Annotated in this window: 15 protein-coding genes; 2 read left to right on the forward strand and 13 right to left on the reverse strand. The window is 46.9% G+C overall.

The window, feature by feature from the left end; translation table 11 throughout:
* Positions 1-132: 132 nt before the first annotated feature.
* Positions 133-1,269, forward strand: coding sequence for a methyl-accepting chemotaxis protein (locus F5971_RS14040; RefSeq protein ID WP_036509133.1), 1,137 nt, complete (start codon positions 133-135; stop codon positions 1,267-1,269).
* 22 nt (positions 1,270-1,291) lie between these two features.
* Positions 1,292-2,155, forward strand: coding sequence for a nitrate- and nitrite sensing domain-containing protein (locus tag F5971_RS14045; protein WP_193495516.1), 864 nt, complete (start codon positions 1,292-1,294; stop codon positions 2,153-2,155).
* A gap of 14 nt (positions 2,156-2,169) precedes the next feature.
* Here F5971_RS14045 and F5971_RS14050 read toward each other — a convergent pair whose 3' ends face one another.
* From F5971_RS14050 to F5971_RS14110, 13 genes are all read right to left on the reverse strand, one after another.
* Complete coding sequence (locus F5971_RS14050) at positions 2,170-3,177, reverse strand: glycosyltransferase (protein WP_193495518.1); 1,008 nt, start codon at positions 3,175-3,177, stop codon at positions 2,170-2,172.
* Positions 3,168-5,267 carry a glycosyltransferase family 2 protein gene (locus F5971_RS14055; protein ID WP_193495521.1) on the reverse strand — a complete coding sequence of 700 codons (2,100 nt, stop codon included), beginning with the start codon at positions 5,265-5,267 and terminating at the stop codon, positions 3,168-3,170. Before F5971_RS14055 ends, F5971_RS14050 begins: the two co-directional genes overlap by 10 nt.
* A 147-nt stretch (positions 5,268-5,414) precedes the next feature.
* Positions 5,415-7,367, reverse strand: coding sequence for an SBBP repeat-containing protein (locus tag F5971_RS14060; RefSeq protein ID WP_193495523.1), 1,953 nt, complete (start codon positions 7,365-7,367; stop codon positions 5,415-5,417).
* Positions 7,368-7,456: 89 nt separating this feature from the next.
* Complete coding sequence (locus F5971_RS14065; RefSeq protein ID WP_036508813.1) at positions 7,457-7,993, reverse strand: hypothetical protein; 537 nt, start codon at positions 7,991-7,993, stop codon at positions 7,457-7,459.
* Between the two features lie 22 nt (positions 7,994-8,015).
* Positions 8,016-10,154: a type II secretion system secretin GspD gene (gspD, locus tag F5971_RS14070; protein WP_193495526.1), complete on the reverse strand. Its 2,139-nt coding sequence runs from the start codon at positions 10,152-10,154 to the stop codon at positions 8,016-8,018.
* 211 nt (positions 10,155-10,365) lie between these two features.
* Complete coding sequence (locus F5971_RS14075; RefSeq protein ID WP_193495528.1) at positions 10,366-13,530, reverse strand: M26 family metallopeptidase; 3,165 nt, start codon at positions 13,528-13,530, stop codon at positions 10,366-10,368.
* Between the two features lie 178 nt (positions 13,531-13,708).
* A complete protein-coding gene (locus F5971_RS14080; protein ID WP_193495530.1) occupies positions 13,709-14,278 on the reverse strand; it encodes a hypothetical protein in 570 nt (189 codons plus the stop codon).
* Complete coding sequence (gene gspM / locus F5971_RS14085; protein WP_193495533.1) at positions 14,275-14,826, reverse strand: type II secretion system protein GspM; 552 nt, start codon at positions 14,824-14,826, stop codon at positions 14,275-14,277. Before gspM ends, F5971_RS14080 begins: the two co-directional genes overlap by 4 nt.
* On the reverse strand, positions 14,823-15,836 hold the full coding sequence (locus tag F5971_RS14090) for a PilN domain-containing protein (protein ID WP_193495536.1): 1,014 nt from the start codon (positions 15,834-15,836) through the stop codon (positions 14,823-14,825). The genes gspM and F5971_RS14090 overlap by 4 nt, the downstream gene beginning before the upstream one ends.
* A gap of 17 nt (positions 15,837-15,853) precedes the next feature.
* On the reverse strand, positions 15,854-16,648 hold the full coding sequence (locus F5971_RS14095; protein ID WP_193495538.1) for a type II secretion system protein GspK: 795 nt from the start codon (positions 16,646-16,648) through the stop codon (positions 15,854-15,856).
* Positions 16,649-16,697: 49 nt separating this feature from the next.
* Positions 16,698-17,297, reverse strand: a complete 600-nt coding sequence (locus F5971_RS14100) for a prepilin-type N-terminal cleavage/methylation domain-containing protein (RefSeq protein ID WP_193495541.1) — start codon at positions 17,295-17,297, stop codon at positions 16,698-16,700.
* A gap of 4 nt (positions 17,298-17,301) precedes the next feature.
* Positions 17,302-17,715: a type IV pilus modification PilV family protein gene (locus F5971_RS14105; RefSeq protein ID WP_223116334.1), complete on the reverse strand. Its 414-nt coding sequence runs from the start codon at positions 17,713-17,715 to the stop codon at positions 17,302-17,304.
* Positions 17,705-18,169 carry a prepilin-type N-terminal cleavage/methylation domain-containing protein gene (locus F5971_RS14110; protein WP_036508784.1) on the reverse strand — a complete coding sequence of 155 codons (465 nt, stop codon included), beginning with the start codon at positions 18,167-18,169 and terminating at the stop codon, positions 17,705-17,707. The genes F5971_RS14105 and F5971_RS14110 overlap by 11 nt, the downstream gene beginning before the upstream one ends.

Consider the following 18,169-nt stretch of genomic DNA (forward strand, 5'->3'; position numbering starts at 1 on the left):
CCATATCAAGCATTCGTGCAATGAGTGGCCAAAAATATGATTTTTTACAAATCATGGCAACGACGCCAGCACTCATCTATGCACATACTGCACGGAGGAGGCTGGCGTTTTTGTTTTTAATAAGGACGCATGATGAGCTTTTTATTTGCACCCTCTTTACTGCTACTAAAATGGAAACAACTACCGGGTATGATGCTTGCCATACTCGCGGTGCTTGTGATCTTTTCAGCGATATCATTTTTGGTCCCCGAACCCAGCTACGTGCTATTTTCGGGTCTGTTTGTCATCGGCTATTTATCACTCACCAGCTTGCACCTCATACATACTGAGCAGCGGAAGCTAGAGGAATGGATTGCTGATTCAACGTCAACCCAATCAGTACTCTACCCTTCGTCTCACTATCAATCGCCCTTTGCTACGCACCTTAGGCGCTACTCCAGTGAATCTGAACGACTCAGGCTCTCCTTAACTCAAAAGCTAGAGGAAATTTCTCACGCCACAGAAGAGCTCGAACACAGTGCAAATGAAGTGGCCAAAAATGCAGAACAACAAGGACAATCTGCCACAACGGCGGCAGCGGCCGTGGAAGAGTTAAACACTAGCATTAGCCAGGTCGCCTCGTTAGCCGATCAATCTCACTTGGCCTGCATCAATGCTCGAGAAGAAGCGTTGGATGGAAATCAATCGCTCGCATCACTCTCGGGTCATATTCAAAGCATGGCCATAAAAGCCCATGAAACACTAGAGCTCATTATTAAACTCAACGACAATTCAAACATCATTAATCAAATGTCGAGTGTAATCAAAGACATTGCTGACCAAACGAACCTTCTTGCACTGAATGCAGCAATCGAGGCCGCTAGAGCGGGCGATGCAGGAAGAGGCTTTGCCGTCGTCGCAGACGAAGTGAGAAACCTAGCGATACGTAGCCAAAGCTCAGCCAGTGAAATCACCCAGAATATAGACGCAATACAACACTATATAGCCGACGTAGGTCGTTACATGAATCACTTATCACAACTATCAGAGGAAAGTGTAAATAGTGCACAGCTTTTGAAAGGCTCCTTAAACACAATTTGCCAACAAACTGAAACCGTGACTGAACAAGTCAGTCAAGTGGCGACGAGTGCGCTTCAACAAAGTCTAGCCGCCAATGAAATCACACAACTGACAGACAAGGTGAGAGAGAGCAACGACTGTAACATCCAAGTCGCTCAGCATACTCAAGCCGTTGCCTTGCACTTAGCTAAACTCACACACCGCACCTAATTTTGAACGAGTAGAGACACACATGACCCCATTTGACACATTTCCACTACTGCTCATGTCAGTAACTTTTATACTCTTGGGCTGTATCTCAATCCTGATTTACAAGCACATGCGCAATACAGCACGCGCGAAACGTTATCAAACCCTGCAACTGCTGAAATCACTCCGTGTGTTAATCGCAGATATTCAAAAACATCGCGGCCTCTCCAATGGACTGCTTTCAGGTGATACCTCTTTAAAGCATTCACTTCAACAGACTCGAGCGGCCATAGCGCAAAACACGGCATCTCTCCAACAACACAAAAACGACACATACCTTGTTACAAATGAACGCTGGCAAGGGCACGTTGATCATTGGCAACGACTTAAAGAGGCCAATGAAATTAAACCCGAGAACAATCTGCAACAGCATCACGCCATGATTCGTAATTTGATCTTTTTAGCCGAAGACATTTCCAATGAATCAGGCATCACTAACCTCCCAGAGCATACCTATGCTCACTGTATTTGGAGAGAAGTTATGCAAACCGCAGAGTGGGCTGGCCAAGCACGGGCACTCGGAACCGGCATGGCAGCAAAAGCCAGCAGCACCCCTCAAGAGCGTATTCGCATGCGGTTCTTGTGTGATAAGATCCAAGAGCTCTCCGTCGTTGCGTTTGCAATTCTAGCCAAACAAACTGAAGAACCAACCAACTCCACTACGTTTGATCTTCGTGCCGCCAAGAATGCTGTCAACCAACTGATTGTGTGTATTCAAGATCAACTGTTAAACAACAACGCCCCCACTATTTCGGCTAAAGACTACTTTAACCAAGCAACCCAAACCATTGATGTTCTTCTGGATTTGGTCGACGAGACATTAACTGATATTGAGGGGGCTATATGATTTTTTAGTGTCTTTTAAACGATATCTGGCAAAATGAGCTGCCTACGCCCTGCTTCAATGAACAGCGCTCTTCTTTGCTGAACATCGTCTATTAAAGACGTAATCGCCTCCACCCACGCATCTTGATCCATCTCAACGAGTAGGCCATTGACCTTATGCGTCACTAATTGACGATAAACGTGACTATTTGCATACACACCAACAGCCCCTGCTGCCGAAATGTCAAAGTACTTCGTCGGTGCTCTAGCGGCATTGACCTTAGTATCTAACAGGGGAGCCAGCCCTATCAGACGCTTCGATTCCTTCAACATACGTTGATAAGACAACCAAGACATAGGATGTAAAACACGAATCTGAGGGAATTTAAGGCACCGCCGTCTCAACGTATCATCCCCTATTAACTCAATTGTTACCTGAGGATGCATATGAAGAACTTTTTCAAACACTGGCAGTAACCAATCAATTTCCGCTCTGTGTGATGGTGAACCATGATAAAAAATGATCGGCGACGAGAGAAAAGAATCTGCACCATCCTCCCCGTATGGCGATACTGGATCAATCGAGGTTAATTGGCATCCAGGCGCACACCAATCACGGTACTTATCAAACAGATAAGGGGTCGAAACCCACAAATCGGCTTTTTGCTGTTTCAGCCAAGACTGATGTCGATAAGCCAAACGATACCACTTCGACAAATACCCCCAAGATAAAGATGCCAACACCCGACCATCAAACAAATCATCATCAATAAAGATCACCAAACCTGCGAGTCGATGACGATACTGATCAACAAACAATCTCCACGTTGACGGGATATAACGAACAAATACGAGGATTGTATTCTCTATATCAGCGATGTTTGGCGTATCACTATGCTGATAACACGTGAACTTAAACGACAGACGAGTGAGTAAGGGTTTAACAAAAAAATCTGAAGAAGGGTTTGAGCCTTCTTCAACAACAATATAACGTCCATTCTTAATATTGCATACAGCGTCAACCCTACTATCCGTCACTCCCATGGTCGTTTAACCCGAGGATTAGCGTTGAGTGAAAAGTCCGAACGCACATAATTCAAATTCGGATTGTAAAAGGGATCATTGCCAATGATGTCCTTCCAACGCTTTCTCATGTAGTTGGCTTCTCGCTTACCGCGTCTTCTCTGCTTAAGGCTTTTATCAAGGCCCCTAGACACAGACTCATGATGATAAAGCTCTGCATACGGAGTAAACAAAACACGTAAACCGGCTTCACGCACTCGTAAGCAGTAATCCACATCGTTAAAGGCAACGCATAAGTTCTCGGCATCCAATCCTTTTAAAGTCTCGAAGACACTTTTTGGCGTTAACACACAGGCAGCGGTCACCGCTGACAAATCCTGAGGTAAAACAGCACGATGCATGTAACCTGGATCATCGTACGCGATTGCACCGTGTAAATGATCCGCACACCCACCTCCACCGATTAAATCACCCGCATGCTGCAGATGATTATCGCTGTACAATAGCCTTGCTCCCACGGCACCTACATTGGGTTCGGCCTGCAGGGTCGACAGCATCTCAAATAACCAGCTCGGCGTAATCACTTCTGTGTCGTTATTCAATAAGCACAGATAGTCGCCCTTCGCAAAGGAGGCTGCAAAGTTATTGATCGCCGAGAAGTTAAACCCATCTGCATAATGCACAACTCTCACATTTTCGTATTGTTGTTGACAATCATGCATGAAGGACAAAGTGTCTTCTTCATCCGAGTTATTATCTACAATGATAATTTCGTATGAAACACGCTCTGTTTTGGTTAAAACCGACCCAACACAAGGTTTAAGCAGATGTAACATATTTCGGGTAGGAATAATAATGCTAACCTGCACATCCGCCTTTAACAACTCATAATGAAGCCGAAAAAAGCCAGACTCCAAGATCGAAACGCGTGCATCGATCTTTTCAAGCCGTAATGTTTCTTCTAAGACCGGCTTTTCAACATGAGCGTCGAAGGATGTCAAATAGGCCTCATTATGGCTCCACAAAACCGAGGGAATATGCAGGACCTTCGGTGCGCTTGAAAGACACCCTGCACTCAGCATCAACGCGTAGGCGGATAAACACGTGTAATGCTCTGCTTGAAGGTAATCAGTGACCTGTGCAAGGGGAAACAATAAAACATTGCCCGGATACGCCGATACTTTAGCAAAGGTTGATGACCAGTCTGGTTTGAATTGCGGGCTCACTCTTTGACCTTGTTCATTTAAGACATCATGGTCACTATAAACCATGCTGAAGTCAGGTTGCGCCTTCGCTGAGTCAATAAACCAAGTTAACGCATGCTGACTCAAATAGGCGCCTTTCCCCAACCACAAAACCAACGCAGAACTGGGTTGTTGCTTAAGCTCGGTAAGCAGCCCCTCTTCCGTAGTGAACCTATCCCCAGTCAGACGCTTGGCAAATTGATCCTTTTGATTCTCATCCGCAACCAGCACCCAGGTTTCAAACTGTCGATAGAGTTGTCGAGTCAGTGTTTTCAACACATCTTCTAATTGAAAAACGCCATATTCTCGTGCGTCTACAAGAACAATTACCTTCGGTGCTTTGCTGCGAAGCTGAGTTGAATAGGCAATGATACTTCTGGCTTCTTCAGGTGTAACTTCATCGAAGTCACCCAACCACTCGTCATACTCTATGTTGGGCGAATGATTTCTAAACCAGGAAGCAATCTGGTAGGCCTTGTTGATTGACAGCAAGGGCGTGTACCAAAACAGTCCTGCACGATAACGCCGAAAGCGATGAATATTTTTAAATGCAGGCCAAACACGCTTTGACATTAAGTACATACGTTCAGGCCAAAGCACACGACGCAATTTCACCACGATCGCATCATGCTCTATCGAGTCTTGCAATATATCCAAATTGAGTAGAGTCATATCTGTTGGTAAATAGACTAACTCAAAAAAGCTCCCTGTTTTTGAAAGGTGTAAAGTAAAGTTTAGGGTCTGATAGCGCGACTGCGCCGTGAAGTTGACCACCCCCATATTTCTTAATACGGGTAAACGCCCTTTTATTGCAATCCAACCTTGCTTAAGAAGGACCGAATCGTCACACACTGTGTGCTGCATCATCAATGAAACAACCTGTCGTAATGATTTTTATTTGCATTAAAGTTTTAATAAATTCAATAGGATCAAATGGTATGTAATGTTTCAGACACAATCAACAAAGAATCAGATTAGTTGTCACTTTACCCATGAAGTGAGTGACGGATGCCTCTAGCGCAGAATAGCCGGCAGCCAAAGTGGTAAAGGTTTGGGTTTACGAGAAGAAGGTGGCAATAATCGAACAACAAATGCGTCAGAGTCACCTCGATAGTATGGATCAGGGTTCAGGCGCAGAGACGCCTTACCCTCTTGCCAAAATGGAGAGTTGGTAATACCAACTATAATCGGATTTTCAGCCTTATCGAACGCAATTGACCAGGCCTCATCATCCAATAAGCCTCCCATATAACTTGACGATCGCGTGTGTCCCGCGGATGTCAGATGCAACCAAAAACCGTCACGCTCACCATTATAAACAGTATCACGCCCCCTTACCGTCCAATACTCTGAAGATGTAACACCTACAATAAACAAATCACCCGCATAGGTAGACTGCAACGCCAATGGCACAATATGACTTCCTTTCCGCCCTAAATAGGTCCCCCAAAGCAATTCAGAGCCATTGTCATACATTTTCACCGCAAAGCCATCCTGATGAAAATCGGGCGAAGGCTCTAAACGGAGCATACTGGCACTGGGCTCATCCAAAGGGGGCATCCACCCGGCACCATCGTCCGCAACACTTCTGGTCAGCCCCACAATATTGAGCGTGTTCGTTAAATCAAGATCGATGGCTAAGCAGTTATCAGACAAGTAAATCCTATCATTGAAAACAGGTGGCTGTTCTAAAAGTGACCCTCCCAAATAGGTTGACCAAATATGCTCGCCTTCAGAGTTGAGTGCCGCAACAAAACAGGTTTGGCCAAAAATACGACTCGTTGGTATACCGCCTTGTTTAAACTGTTTCAGATCAGTACTCATACCGCCCGAAACCCAGTCCATTGATGACGTATTGCCAACGACATAAATCGTGCCTGAGACTGGACTCACTGCGATACCTTCAATGGTCTCATCATTTGAACCACCAATATAGGTTGACCACAAACGATTGCCACTGGGAGAGATGACCTGAATATAGCCATCATACCCACCTTGATGCTCTGTTAAATATCCCCCCTGCGCAAGCTCTGGGCGCACTGTTCGCCCTCCCACAATAATTCTGTTCAACATGTCGACTCCGATTCGTCGACCCGAACCAACATAGGGTGAGGCATCGTCGCGCAGCCTGGCTTGGTTACCCCAATCGCTAAGCGAATGTGTCCAAAGCACCGCCCCATCAGGATCTAATTTGACTAGATCATAAAGGCCCATAACAAGGATATTATGCTGAAAATCAACGGCAAGCCCTGTGGTGAACGCCGAGTTCTGAAGAATGCGCCCCCATACATAACGCCCTTGATCATCAAACTTAACAACAAACTGACTGCCAAACATGCCTTCTTGTTGACGTAAATCATCTCCATCACCCCATGAAAAGGATTGGCTATGGGTATTCCCCGCAATAATAATATTTCCCTTGCCATCAACAACCACAGAAGATGCAAAATCACGACCACTGCCGCCTAAATACAAAGGCCATTCAGAAGATAACGGTGCATAAATGGGTTGAGGTTCAGGTTCAATGATGGGGGTATCTTCTACCTCACGCTCGCCGCTAAAGGTACTGCCTCCACTGCAAGGAAACCCAACAAAGGGGGTAAATGTGAATTGAGAACTACCCTCCATAGTGATCCAATCATCCGAAATTGTCGCCGAAACCGATATGTTGGTGCTGCCCTCATCCTCCGTAAACATACCTTGCCAAGTTAAATTCTGCCCATTGAGTGTACCCGTATATTCATAGCCGTCTGCATCTTTCACATTCAGTTGGTTTCCCTGCTGATCTATGTAAAAAATCATCGACTCTTGATAGATGGATCCACCACAAGCACGCTCATCCACTGTTGCCCACACAAACCATTTGGATGAGTCTAGACTATTTAAAAGGCTGGCCGAACTTAGCGATGGTACGGCAAAGATTAGAAGACTCAAAAAACCTTGAGCAAACACGTTCTGACTTAACATCGTCAACACCTTTAGTTATTGCTCTTAATCACACCTCGTATAGACCAAGATTGCAAAATCCAAACAATAGACGATCTAAGGCTCGATCATCACTCTATCGCCACCCTTTCCCCGAGATGACCTGGGTTTGTAATCTCTCGCTCTAGGCTAAGATCATCAGGGTCAATAAACTCACCCACACGCCCAGGCGCTGTAATGGTACGCTGTAGCGATTCATCGTCTGGATCGATCCAAGTACCAATCGCCTCAGAGCGCGTCAGGTTGTATTGAAACGACTCATCATCAGGGTCAATAAACTCACCTTGTCTTGCCGAATCACTTGGCTGGATAACGCGATGATGCTCTAACTCCGCCAACTGAACATCTGGGTCAACTCTTTCAACTCGCGCATGGGACAAAGGGGTTAAGGTTTCTAAGCGAGGCGCTTCTGCAGAGCCACTACTCAGTACACCTGACAACCTCTCAGAATCCATGGATCGATTTGAGTATAGTCCATTTTTGTCAATATCAACCACACGAGAAGAATCCTCTCGACTAAGGGCGGTATCGTCAGGGCTAAAAAGCCAAGCGACACCTCCCATCACTAAAACCACTAAGGCGACCATTGAGTATTTCAGTGCACTCATCGCTTCTCCTTCTTAATAAAGCTTACTCAAACACCAAGCCCGACATTCGCGAGCGCATTTCTCGGCTCACATCACGAAGATCTTGCTCATTGGATAGTACACGCGGAGTAATCATGACCAACAACTCAGTTCGGTTAGTCGTATTGCCAGTTGCACCAAACAAGTTCCCCATCACAGGGATATCGTGCAAGATAGGCAAGCCAGAACGTGTTCTCGACGTGTTATCACGAATCAGTCCCCCTAGAACAACCGTCTCACCCGAACGAATGGCCACTCGACTGTTAATGTTACGCTCTAAGAAACTGCGCTGTCCCGTGGCACTGTCTTGTTGACCTACGTCCGTGACTGACTGCTTGATCTCCATATTGACCATGCCACCTGCATTCACCGATGGTGTCACTGACAGCATCACACCCGTATCTTTATACTGAATTGACGAGGTGATGGTTCCACCATCCGTCACCGTCTGCGCTGAACGTATTGGCTGCTGATTGCCTACTTGAATCGTTGCCGTATGATTGTCCAGTACCAAGACCGATGGTGTTGAAATCACATTGACTAAGGATTTCTCTGCCAAGGCATTAATCACCGCACGAATCGCACCTGCCGGATTTGTGACGGTGAAGGAAAACCCAGGCACTCTTGGCCCAATAGGATCATCCGATAAATTCAACAATGCGTTGCCTCGCCAGCCACTGCCTAAGCTTTCTTGCAAAAACCACTCTAAACCATAGCGCAGCTCATCATTTAGAGAAACTTCAATGATACTTGCCTCAATCAACACCTGAGACGGCGCAATGTCTAACTTTTTCAAAGCCGCTTCAATTTTTCGAAATTCGCGGCGATTGGCATAAATCAATAAAGCATTGCTTTGTTCATCCGCAACAATTCGAACATTCTGTGCTAAATCGTAGTTGGTCGAGGTCGGCCCAGTAGACGCAGGCAATGCCGTTTGCGCACTCGCGCTTGAGCTACCTGTCGTACTACCGCTCGATATCGGATTTGATGAGGGAGGTGTTGCTCCTGAAGAAATACGTGACGCGGTGAGATTAGGGGCCACCCCCGCATCAGTCATCTCAGCACTTCCCGGCGACGGCGAAAAGAGCTTACTCATCAGAGATGCGAGATACCCGGCCGAGCCATTTTGCACCGGATAGACAAACAGTTGCTGCTCAAACAAATGATCGGGCGGCTGATCTAAGCGCTCCATCCACACCTTCACCTGCTCCAGATAATGTGATCTGGGGGTAACCACCAATAAACTATTTAAACGCTCTACCGGAATAACGCGAACCAAGCTCGAAATATTCCCATCTCCCAGCACTTCCTCGCCCATCAGCGCCTGCAGCATGGTGAACGCCTCTTGAACTGGCGCATATTGGAGCGGAAACACGCCGACCGACATACCTTTTAGTAGATCAATATCGAAAGTCGAAATAATCTCGAGCCAACCATCGAGCTGTTGGCGAGTTCCCGCCAAAATCAAAAGATTACGGCGGGGATCAACGCGCACAAATGCAGAGTCACTTGCAACGGGCCCTAAAATATCGGCCATTTCCTGTGCGCCAATAAAGCGCAAAGGGATAACCACATTTGAATAGCCTGCATTGCGCTCGTTCGCGGAGGCAATGCCTGGCATTAAGCTCGACATGGAAGCGCCCGCTCCAACAAAATAACGACCATTATTGTCACGAATCATGACAGCGCCATTGGCCTGCAACAAGGACTCCAGTGTCGATAACAACTGATCTTGAGGAATTGGAGAGCGCGTTCGAATCGTGATATTGCCGGATAATGGATGTTCGATTACATAATCCAGCTTGAGAATCTCACCGAGAATAATATGCACCACTTGGGTAATGGGTGCCTCTTCAAAACTCAAGCTGACATCTTCGCCAAAAAAACGCACAGGCTCTGATGACGATGGCGCTCGGACGACCTGATCATTGCCTTTGTATAACTGTGGAAGGGTTGGCGTAATTGATTCAGACTCTTTATCAGAACTCGTGGAATAACGTCCCTCTTGACTCGGTGACATCAACACTGGCTCTGTCATGAGTACAGGTACTGGATCAGAAACCGGTTTAAGTGTTGGTGATTGGCAAGCACTTAAGAAAAAACTCCCAAGAATAGGGACCCAAATAGACGTATTCCTAGCCATTAACTTCACTATTACCCTGAATATTTGCCCGAATGAACATTGAGCCGCTTTAATCCTAAAGCATCAACAGCAAGAGTGTATCGAAATGCTTCATGAACTGCCACGACTAAACGGCTTCGCCCTTAGTCGTGGGATGTTTTAACAAATAAAAAGAAACGCCTCTTCTACACAAACGAACCGATAGAAGAGGCGTACACCTACACATCACACACTACTGAATGAGCAACCAAACGGGTAACCCACCGCGTCTTGAACGCTGTTGGTCTGGATCACGCAAATACGGATACCCCTGAGCGGCCTGTTTCACGTCATTGCGCCAGGTTTTGCTAAAATCCCATCCTTGATAAACCCCTTGGGCATAAGGCCAAGTCATTGCGGCAGTCGAATAACCTGTCCCACCCGCACTGACTGACACAGTTGATGACTCTGTATCCCAATAACTATCACTAACGACTGGGCAACCATAAAAACACCCTGATGCGCCGACCAAACCACCCACTTGCACAGATGCCTCGTTGAGTGCCAAGACCTGACCCGCACTGTAGGCACGTCTTAATTGAGCCGAACCTGAGTTAATTGAGCCTAAAAGCCCTCCAATGTAACCTGCCCCGCGAACTCGGGCATGACTATAGCTGTCTTCAGTGAGTCCCCCGCTTTGCATCCCCTGAAGTCCACCCACGTATGCCGCACCCGACAATTCACCAGTTGAAAACGCCATACGAACATGAGTACTACCACTGTTGCCGACAAGGCCGCCTATATAATTGTAACCACGCACCCTCACCTGAGAACGGACATTAGCGACACTGACATTTTGGGTCATTTCACCCGCGATACCACCCACAGAATGACGTCCTGAAAGATCACCCTCGACTCGAATTCGATGAATAACCGTTGCGTTTGCCCGACCAACAAGGGCACCTGTGTAACTAGAGCCATATACATTGACGGATTTCAACGATACGCGGCTGAGTTCAGCCCCTTCGTTGGTACGACCAAAGAGCCCTTGATCATTTTTTCCAGGGCGATTAATCACCAAGTTCTCTAAAGCAAATCCGTTGCCATCAAAGGAACCCACAAACATCTGCTCCTGAGTACCTACAGGTAACCAGCCTTCTCCCATGTTCCACACAACCGAATCAGCAAGATCGATATTGGCCATTAAGCGATAATGCGCATTTACATTTAACCGCATTGCATTGAGCTCATGTCGGTTGTGAATTAAATACGGATCAAGGCGTGTGCCTGAGCCACTCAAATCAGACAGCGAACGTTCTTCGGGATGAGTATAAACCGACAAATCCTGAAAGACAGGGGATGCATTCATCTGATCTGGAAGCATCCAAACTAAGTTAAAATTAAAACGTTGGAATGTTTCAGCCATGGACATTTCAGCCGATGAGCGCCCTATGCCCATGCTACTCTCGACTTGACCGGATTTTTCAATATCCCAATAGCTATCCTCAACCTCACCTACACCGTAGAGTGCAATGCGTGTGCCTATCAAACCACCGGTTGTCTCACTGTGTGCTGGGTCGCCCATAACAGAGCCATTACTGTAGGTTCTAAAGACAAGGGAACCTCCCCCATAGGTTGACCCCATTAGGCCACCGACCTGTTGCAGGCCTTTCACATCCGAAGAGCTATAGCTATCAGCGGTCAAACCACCTTGTAATTGCCCCAATAAGCCACCGACATTCTGATCTCCACGAACGGCCCCCTGACTGTAGGTGTAAATCATAGAGATATTATGAGTTACCCCTGCAAACCCTCCAACATGATTAAACCCTTTAGCGGACACATCACTGCCAACATATACGAGACGACTGTTTGAATAAATCCGACCCGAAACACCACCCACTTGGTTACGTCCGGAGACTTCGCCACTGACAACAGCCCTGTCAATATCGACACCAACTGCGCGCCCCACTAAGATGCCGACCTCATCACCGCCATACACATTCGCATCTAACACACTTAGGTTAGTCACCACCGCACCTTCGGCAGTCTGACCAAGCAAACCTTGGACATGAGATGTAGGACGATTAATCACTAGATTACGAATGGCATGACCAGCCCCGTCCAGTACTCCAACAAAAGGTGCATCGGAAGAGCCAATAGGTAACCAACCCGCACCGTATTCCCACACAACACTGTCAATCAAGTTGATTTCGTTCATTAATTGATAATGTGCACTGGGATTCATACGCATCGCATTTAACTCGCCAGCGCTGTAAATCAAATAGGGTGACTCCGCTGTCCCCTGACCTTGCAAGGACTCTAACAGTACGCGCTCAGGTTGTGAGTACTGACGTAAACTCTGAAAAGTGGGGTAAGACTCGCCTTGCATTGACCACACAGTGCGGAAATTAAAATTGATAAAGGTTTCAGCCTGCTGCATTTGCAGGGTGGACTTTGCAACACCGCCATCACTGTTATTGACGCCCGCAGTCTCTTGATTCCAAAACGAATCAACCACGACTGGAACACCATACAAAGCAACACGCTGAGCAATCAACCCACCTAAATCATCGCCCTCGGAATCAATTGATCCAGCACTGTATGACTTGACTATCGCAGCTCCTCCACCATAGGCCATTGCAATGAGTCCACCGACAATATTGCCCCCACTAACCTGCGCATGACTAAAACTGTCGAATGTAGCGCCTGATTGTTGCTGGCCTAACAAGCCACCCGCATACGAGTGACTGCCCAACACCTGCCCTCTTGCGCTTCCATACCGCAGAGTTGTGCTTTGAGTAATGCCCGCTAAACCGCCCACTGTTTGATAGCCAGACACAACTCCATCAGACTCCGCTGATCGAACCTGACACGCATAAAGCCAACCAGCCAAACCACCGACATACATATATCCACTCACATTGGTGGCCGATACAGACACGTTTTCCATAACACATTGAGTCGCATAACCGACCAATGCCCCTGCATAACTCCTGGCTTGAATCGAGACATTCTGTAAATGTAAATTCTTAACGCTGCCGCCGCTAATATAACCAAACAAGCCTTGATAGTGTTCATTGGGCCGTTGCAGGGTTAATCCAAGAATACGATTACCGCCACCGTCATATACACCGCTAAAACGCTCATTGACATGAGAACTGCCAATAGCAGACCAAGACTGTCCCGAGAGATTAATATCACTTATCTGGCGAAAATGTGCACTTAAATGATTCCTGACCTGATTAAGATCAGATGCCGTGGCAACTAAATACGGATTGGCTTCAGTTCCATCTCCGCCTGAAAACTGTGCATTCACTGGGGCGCTCATCAACACCAAAATGATCAGAAGTACACTCAACACAGACCGATGCATTTTGCTGCAGATGAAACGATAAAAAGCAGTCACGCTATTCATAACGACTCCTCAGGAAGGGCTCAACCTCCCTTCTCTTATCTGATCTTGTGACATCGTTTTATTTTTCTTGCGTGCGAATGCGTTGACACATCTTCACTAGATGTCACTACATTAAAATCATCTAATGATTCGTTTTAAGCGTAAGACGGGCTGGTGAATAGCGCAAATAACACTGAAATCATTTGAGTGTTTGCTGACTTGGGTCAAGATTTGTGGCCGGAAAACGGCCTTCTCCGATAAAATAAGGCAGTTCAACAAAATGGTTTAAGGGCGTGTTAAGCGGGTCAGATAGAGCAGGCATTGAACCAAACATGGCCCCTCTCTCATCCACATGCAACAACTCCCAATCACCTATATGTTCACCCACTCTGAGACGCCCCGACATTTTTTCATACTCATAAATCACACCTGAGTATTCTGCATTCTGAAAAACGCCTCTAAGGATGAATCCATCTAAAAAATCGGCTGTCAACAAGACCTCAGGTGCTGGCAGAAACACAGGGACTTCTTCGATCTCGACCGTCACAGATTCAGGACGGGGCCAAAACAAAGGCCGTATCGTTAACGTATTTGAGGGCAGGGTTGATCTTTGAGGACTCAAATCAACCGCCTTAGGAAAGCTCGGTAGCTGTGCCTCAGGTAAAGTCATTTTATGCAATGCCTGCCATTGAAAGCCTGCCAACCCAACCAAGCCTAACGTCAATGCAAAGCACACAGTAAACGTAACGTTTAGTAGAGGATGCCTCATGCTAACCACCGTAAAGACACAAAACGTATTTGCACAGTCAACCGATTCCCTGAACGATTGGCTCCCATCGGTTGAACAGCCAAAGACTCAATCCAAATTTTTGGCGACTCTTCTTCTAAGCGCTTTAATAAGGTCTCCAGCCCCTCTATATCGAGCTCAGCACGAATATGCACACGAACCTGCTCAAAACCACCCAACGCCTGGGTTGGCATAATCTGAACACCCAAAATATCCCCTTCAACCGCTTGAAAAACCGCGCGTACTTTTTGCTGTAACTGAGCGGCAACATTCAAATCATCAACGGTACGCGGGTAAACAAGACTGTGCATGAAGCGCTCAGTCTCATGTGTCTGTGCTTCAATTAATGGCCCTGCCTCAACGAAGCCTTGCAAACGGGCAACACGTTCGGAGACTGTATGTATTTGATCGCCATATGCTTTATAGACCGCATAAACACCCGAGACATACACTGCGTAGACAAGCACAAGCAGCACCCCAATCGTGCTCAATAGACCCAGCCGTTGTATATTCGATACATTCCAGTTCAAAGGCCACTCCTTGGAGCAACATCCAGTAAAAACCGCTCATACCCAGCATTATCACGCACAATAGGAGATGGAGCTCTCACCTGCGCATAAGTTTCGCTGGCGGATAACAACGCCATGACTCTCGAAGCATCGGGTGCACGGCCTTCTATGCGAATACCCGATGCCGTCAATTCAATGTGGGTCAGCCACACGCTATCGTCCAATAAACGCGAAAGCTCACTCAAATGAAATAAGGGAGCAGGAAGCGTCACATCCATGGCACTCACTTCTGCTAAACCCGCTTGATAGGCCAGCATCTGATTACGCGCTGCAATACTGCCCTGCGCCTGAGCTTGAAATAACTGCGCTTGACCTTCAATTCGCTGCAACTGTTTGTGCTTGACTCCCAACGGCAGGAGTGGAAGTAACACCAACATCACTAAAATATAAACACCACATGCCTTAAACGTGCTTACGCGCTTTTGATATTGACGCTCTCGCTCAGGGTGTTTGAAATGAGAAAAACATAAAAAATGGCCGTCAACCTGACACCAAACTTCGTGATTAGACGTCCTTGAAACTGTGCGATCTAAATAAAAGGCGTGTATTTGCGCAATCGATGCCATCACAAGCGTCAAGGTAAACGTCTTGTCTGTTTGCGTTATACGGTAGGTCCAACAGGTATCTTCTTCGAGAAAAGGACTTGAGTATTTCAGCTCATTCTCAATGATTGAATCCAACTCTCCCTGCAGATGGCGGGGATAGTGCAGGCGCTTCACCAAGCACACCTCTTCAGGGAGTAAAATACCTTCCACAGGATTTTTAGGCATCGGCAAGGGTGCGGGGATTGCCGCGCCTTTAATGACCCAATAGTGCGTCTGATGTTCTGGATCTTGCAACAACACAGGCACATCTAAATAGGCGCGCATCCACGCATCTTGCTGCCACCATACCCGTGCATTCCAATGACGCAGCCAACGCCCTGAATGTGATAAATCAAGACCAAATAACTTGGGTTCGAGTTTAAGCACGTAGAGTTTTCATCCTATTAAAAAGACACGATCCGCCAGGGTTGTTTTTCATCATAGCTGTCTAGCATCACCCAAAACCGATGCATGAACACCGTCTGTTTTTCTATCCTAACATCAACACGATACCCACGCGAACTGGCGGATGTTAAGAACTGAGATTCAATCGAATCAAACGGCTGATGATCCAGCGCATCATTTTCACGAAGACTCATCAAGCGTTCAAACTGGGTCTCATCTCCCTCTAATAATGCCAATAACAGTGTTGCAGGTGCTGCAACAGGATCAATGCCCGAGTGGTTAGAGGGTATTACACTTACAAGTTCTTTAAGTCGCGCATATTGATCAAACTGAATACCCACCACTTGACGCAGATCCTCTATTACTTCAAAGCGGCGTCCACCTAAATCCTGTTCATCGCTCATATTGTCGTCTGAAGGTGCACGCCAAGCAACCCATCGAGTGGCCAATGCGTCTGCCGCCTCTGTCTCCATTTGCAGAGCCTGTCGAAAAACCAAGGATAAAAGTGCCTCCGATGCACGATTTGCATTCATCAAACCGGTTACTGGCATAACCGTCACGGTCAACTGAGATTGGTTAAATTGATACTGCACAACAAAGACTCCACGCCCCTGATGCTCGCCCGTTTCCCGGGCAAGCTGCAGATCACGCATGGCCAAATGAACAGCACCCTTTGCCAACTGGAACGCCTGAATACTGGCTAAATGATGACTCACCACGCGCGCATCCATCTTTGCGACAGCTGCAATCCCGGCCACTATCAAGGATAAGGCCAAGATTAGCCATAACATCATGGGCAACACAACGCCCTCGTCCTTACGAATGCCAAATATTAATGGAAACCTAACCATAAGCACCCAGGACGCGAACACGAATGGCAGGCCAACTCCGTTCAGGCTCCTCAATTGAAACCGTAATAAAGGTTGGCAGTTTCTCCAAACTATGCCATTGGGATGACACCTGCCCATCTGCATCTTCATAAAGAAGATTGAAACGTTTTACCTGGGGCAATAGGCTCAATGCATTTGCATGTGCCCAGTCAATCTCTACACGCTGAGGCACATAGGGTAACCATTCAAACACTAAACCCTTGTCTTGGGTGAGTCGAAACCGCATCACATGCAATCCACCTTGATCTTGGTGTGCTCGCATTACACTCAATAAAACAAGAGAATCACTCTCTCCTGTCAAAGGTAAGGACGACTGAAAAAGCGAAGCATTGCCTCGTGGGAATTGAGCCAATGTTAATTTTTCACGCATAAACGCCGATACCAAGCGCATTTCATCAAGCGAAGTGGAAGTTTGGTTAATGCGTTTTGATGATTGATTGAGCGTAAACAAAGCACTTACACTGACCGTCATTATCAGCGATAAAAGAACCAGCGAAACCAACACCTCTAATAACGTAAAGCCTACTTGGATACGTCGACGTGTGAGGTGCATTTGGCTACTCCCGTCCAAGCACGACAAAACTGTGGAGCTGCACGGATCCGTGGCGGAACAAAGATGGCCAGGATACATCAACTTCAACCAATGCCATCGGGATGGTTTGTTGCAAAGGATGATCCGGTAAGGCATACAAGCGAAGACTCCATGCGAAATCATCTACAACACCCGAACGCGGTTGACGATCACTCTCCATCTGAACGCCCTCCAACACAGACTCAGCAATTAACAAACCTTTCACTCGACGCTCTTCGGCCACCACTATCCGAGACGATAATCCCGCACTCTGATACAAGGCGGCCAGAGAAATACTGAGGATCACCAAGGCCACTAACATTTCCAGCAACGAAAAGCCTAAATCCCGAGAGGGGGAATAGTTCGGTGCTAGAGGACTCCCCATCTGCTTATGATTCATTCAACAGCGGTTCCAATGTCACACGACCCAAGAGCCAATCCACTCGCACACGTGCAGAGCGCTCGTCTTGTCGAATCTCTAAACTCCCTCCAGACGAGCCGCCAGCAGGGTAAAAATCGATCACCCCAACAGCCCCCTCTTGAATTTCAGCCGCTGCGATCATATCGACCTTAAAGGCTTTAGGTATCTGTTGCGTCAGCGCATCAGTGTCACCAAAGCGTTGTGATTCATATGAAAAATAAAAACGACGCACCTCACCCGACATCATCGCGGCGTGCCGAACTTCCAATAAAGATTGCTGCATGTCTTTGACAAAACGTTGAAAGCGAACCGTCTCGTACAAACGCATCATATAAGGCGACGAAATACCGACAACACCGGTTAAAATCACCAGCACCACCAATAACTCAAGCAATGTAAAACCTTGCGTTGGTTTAGGCTGTGTGAGCGACAT

This window comes from Nitrincola alkalisediminis (assembly GCF_009821115.1).
Lineage (GTDB): Bacteria > Pseudomonadota > Gammaproteobacteria > Pseudomonadales > Balneatricaceae > Nitrincola > Nitrincola alkalisediminis.

What these genes read in the sequence shown, in the direction of transcription:
- F5971_RS14040 (WP_036509133.1), top strand. Translation starts at nt 133, where the DNA reads ATGAGCTTTTTATTTGCACCCTCTTTACTGCTACTAAAATGGAAACAA.
- F5971_RS14045 (WP_193495516.1), top strand. Translation starts at nt 1,292, where the DNA reads ATGACCCCATTTGACACATTTCCACTACTGCTCATGTCAGTAACTTTT.
- F5971_RS14050 (WP_193495518.1), bottom strand. Translation starts at nt 3,177, where the DNA reads ATGGGAGTGACGGATAGTAGGGTTGACGCTGTATGCAATATTAAGAAT.
- F5971_RS14055 (WP_193495521.1), bottom strand. Translation starts at nt 5,267, where the DNA reads ATGATGCAGCACACAGTGTGTGACGATTCGGTCCTTCTTAAGCAAGGT.
- F5971_RS14060 (WP_193495523.1), bottom strand. Translation starts at nt 7,367, where the DNA reads ATGTTAAGTCAGAACGTGTTTGCTCAAGGTTTTTTGAGTCTTCTAATC.
- F5971_RS14065 (WP_036508813.1), bottom strand. Translation starts at nt 7,993, where the DNA reads ATGAGTGCACTGAAATACTCAATGGTCGCCTTAGTGGTTTTAGTGATG.
- gspD (WP_193495526.1), bottom strand. Translation starts at nt 10,154, where the DNA reads ATGGCTAGGAATACGTCTATTTGGGTCCCTATTCTTGGGAGTTTTTTC.
- F5971_RS14075 (WP_193495528.1), bottom strand. Translation starts at nt 13,530, where the DNA reads ATGAATAGCGTGACTGCTTTTTATCGTTTCATCTGCAGCAAAATGCAT.
- F5971_RS14080 (WP_193495530.1), bottom strand. Translation starts at nt 14,278, where the DNA reads ATGAGGCATCCTCTACTAAACGTTACGTTTACTGTGTGCTTTGCATTG.
- F5971_RS14095 (WP_193495538.1), bottom strand. Translation starts at nt 16,648, where the DNA reads ATGATGTTATGGCTAATCTTGGCCTTATCCTTGATAGTGGCCGGGATT.
- F5971_RS14100 (WP_193495541.1), bottom strand. Translation starts at nt 17,297, where the DNA reads ATGCACCTCACACGTCGACGTATCCAAGTAGGCTTTACGTTATTAGAG.
- F5971_RS14105 (WP_223116334.1), bottom strand. Translation starts at nt 17,715, where the DNA reads ATGAATCATAAGCAGATGGGGAGTCCTCTAGCACCGAACTATTCCCCC.
- F5971_RS14110 (WP_036508784.1), bottom strand. Translation starts at nt 18,169, where the DNA reads ATGTCGCTCACACAGCCTAAACCAACGCAAGGTTTTACATTGCTTGAG.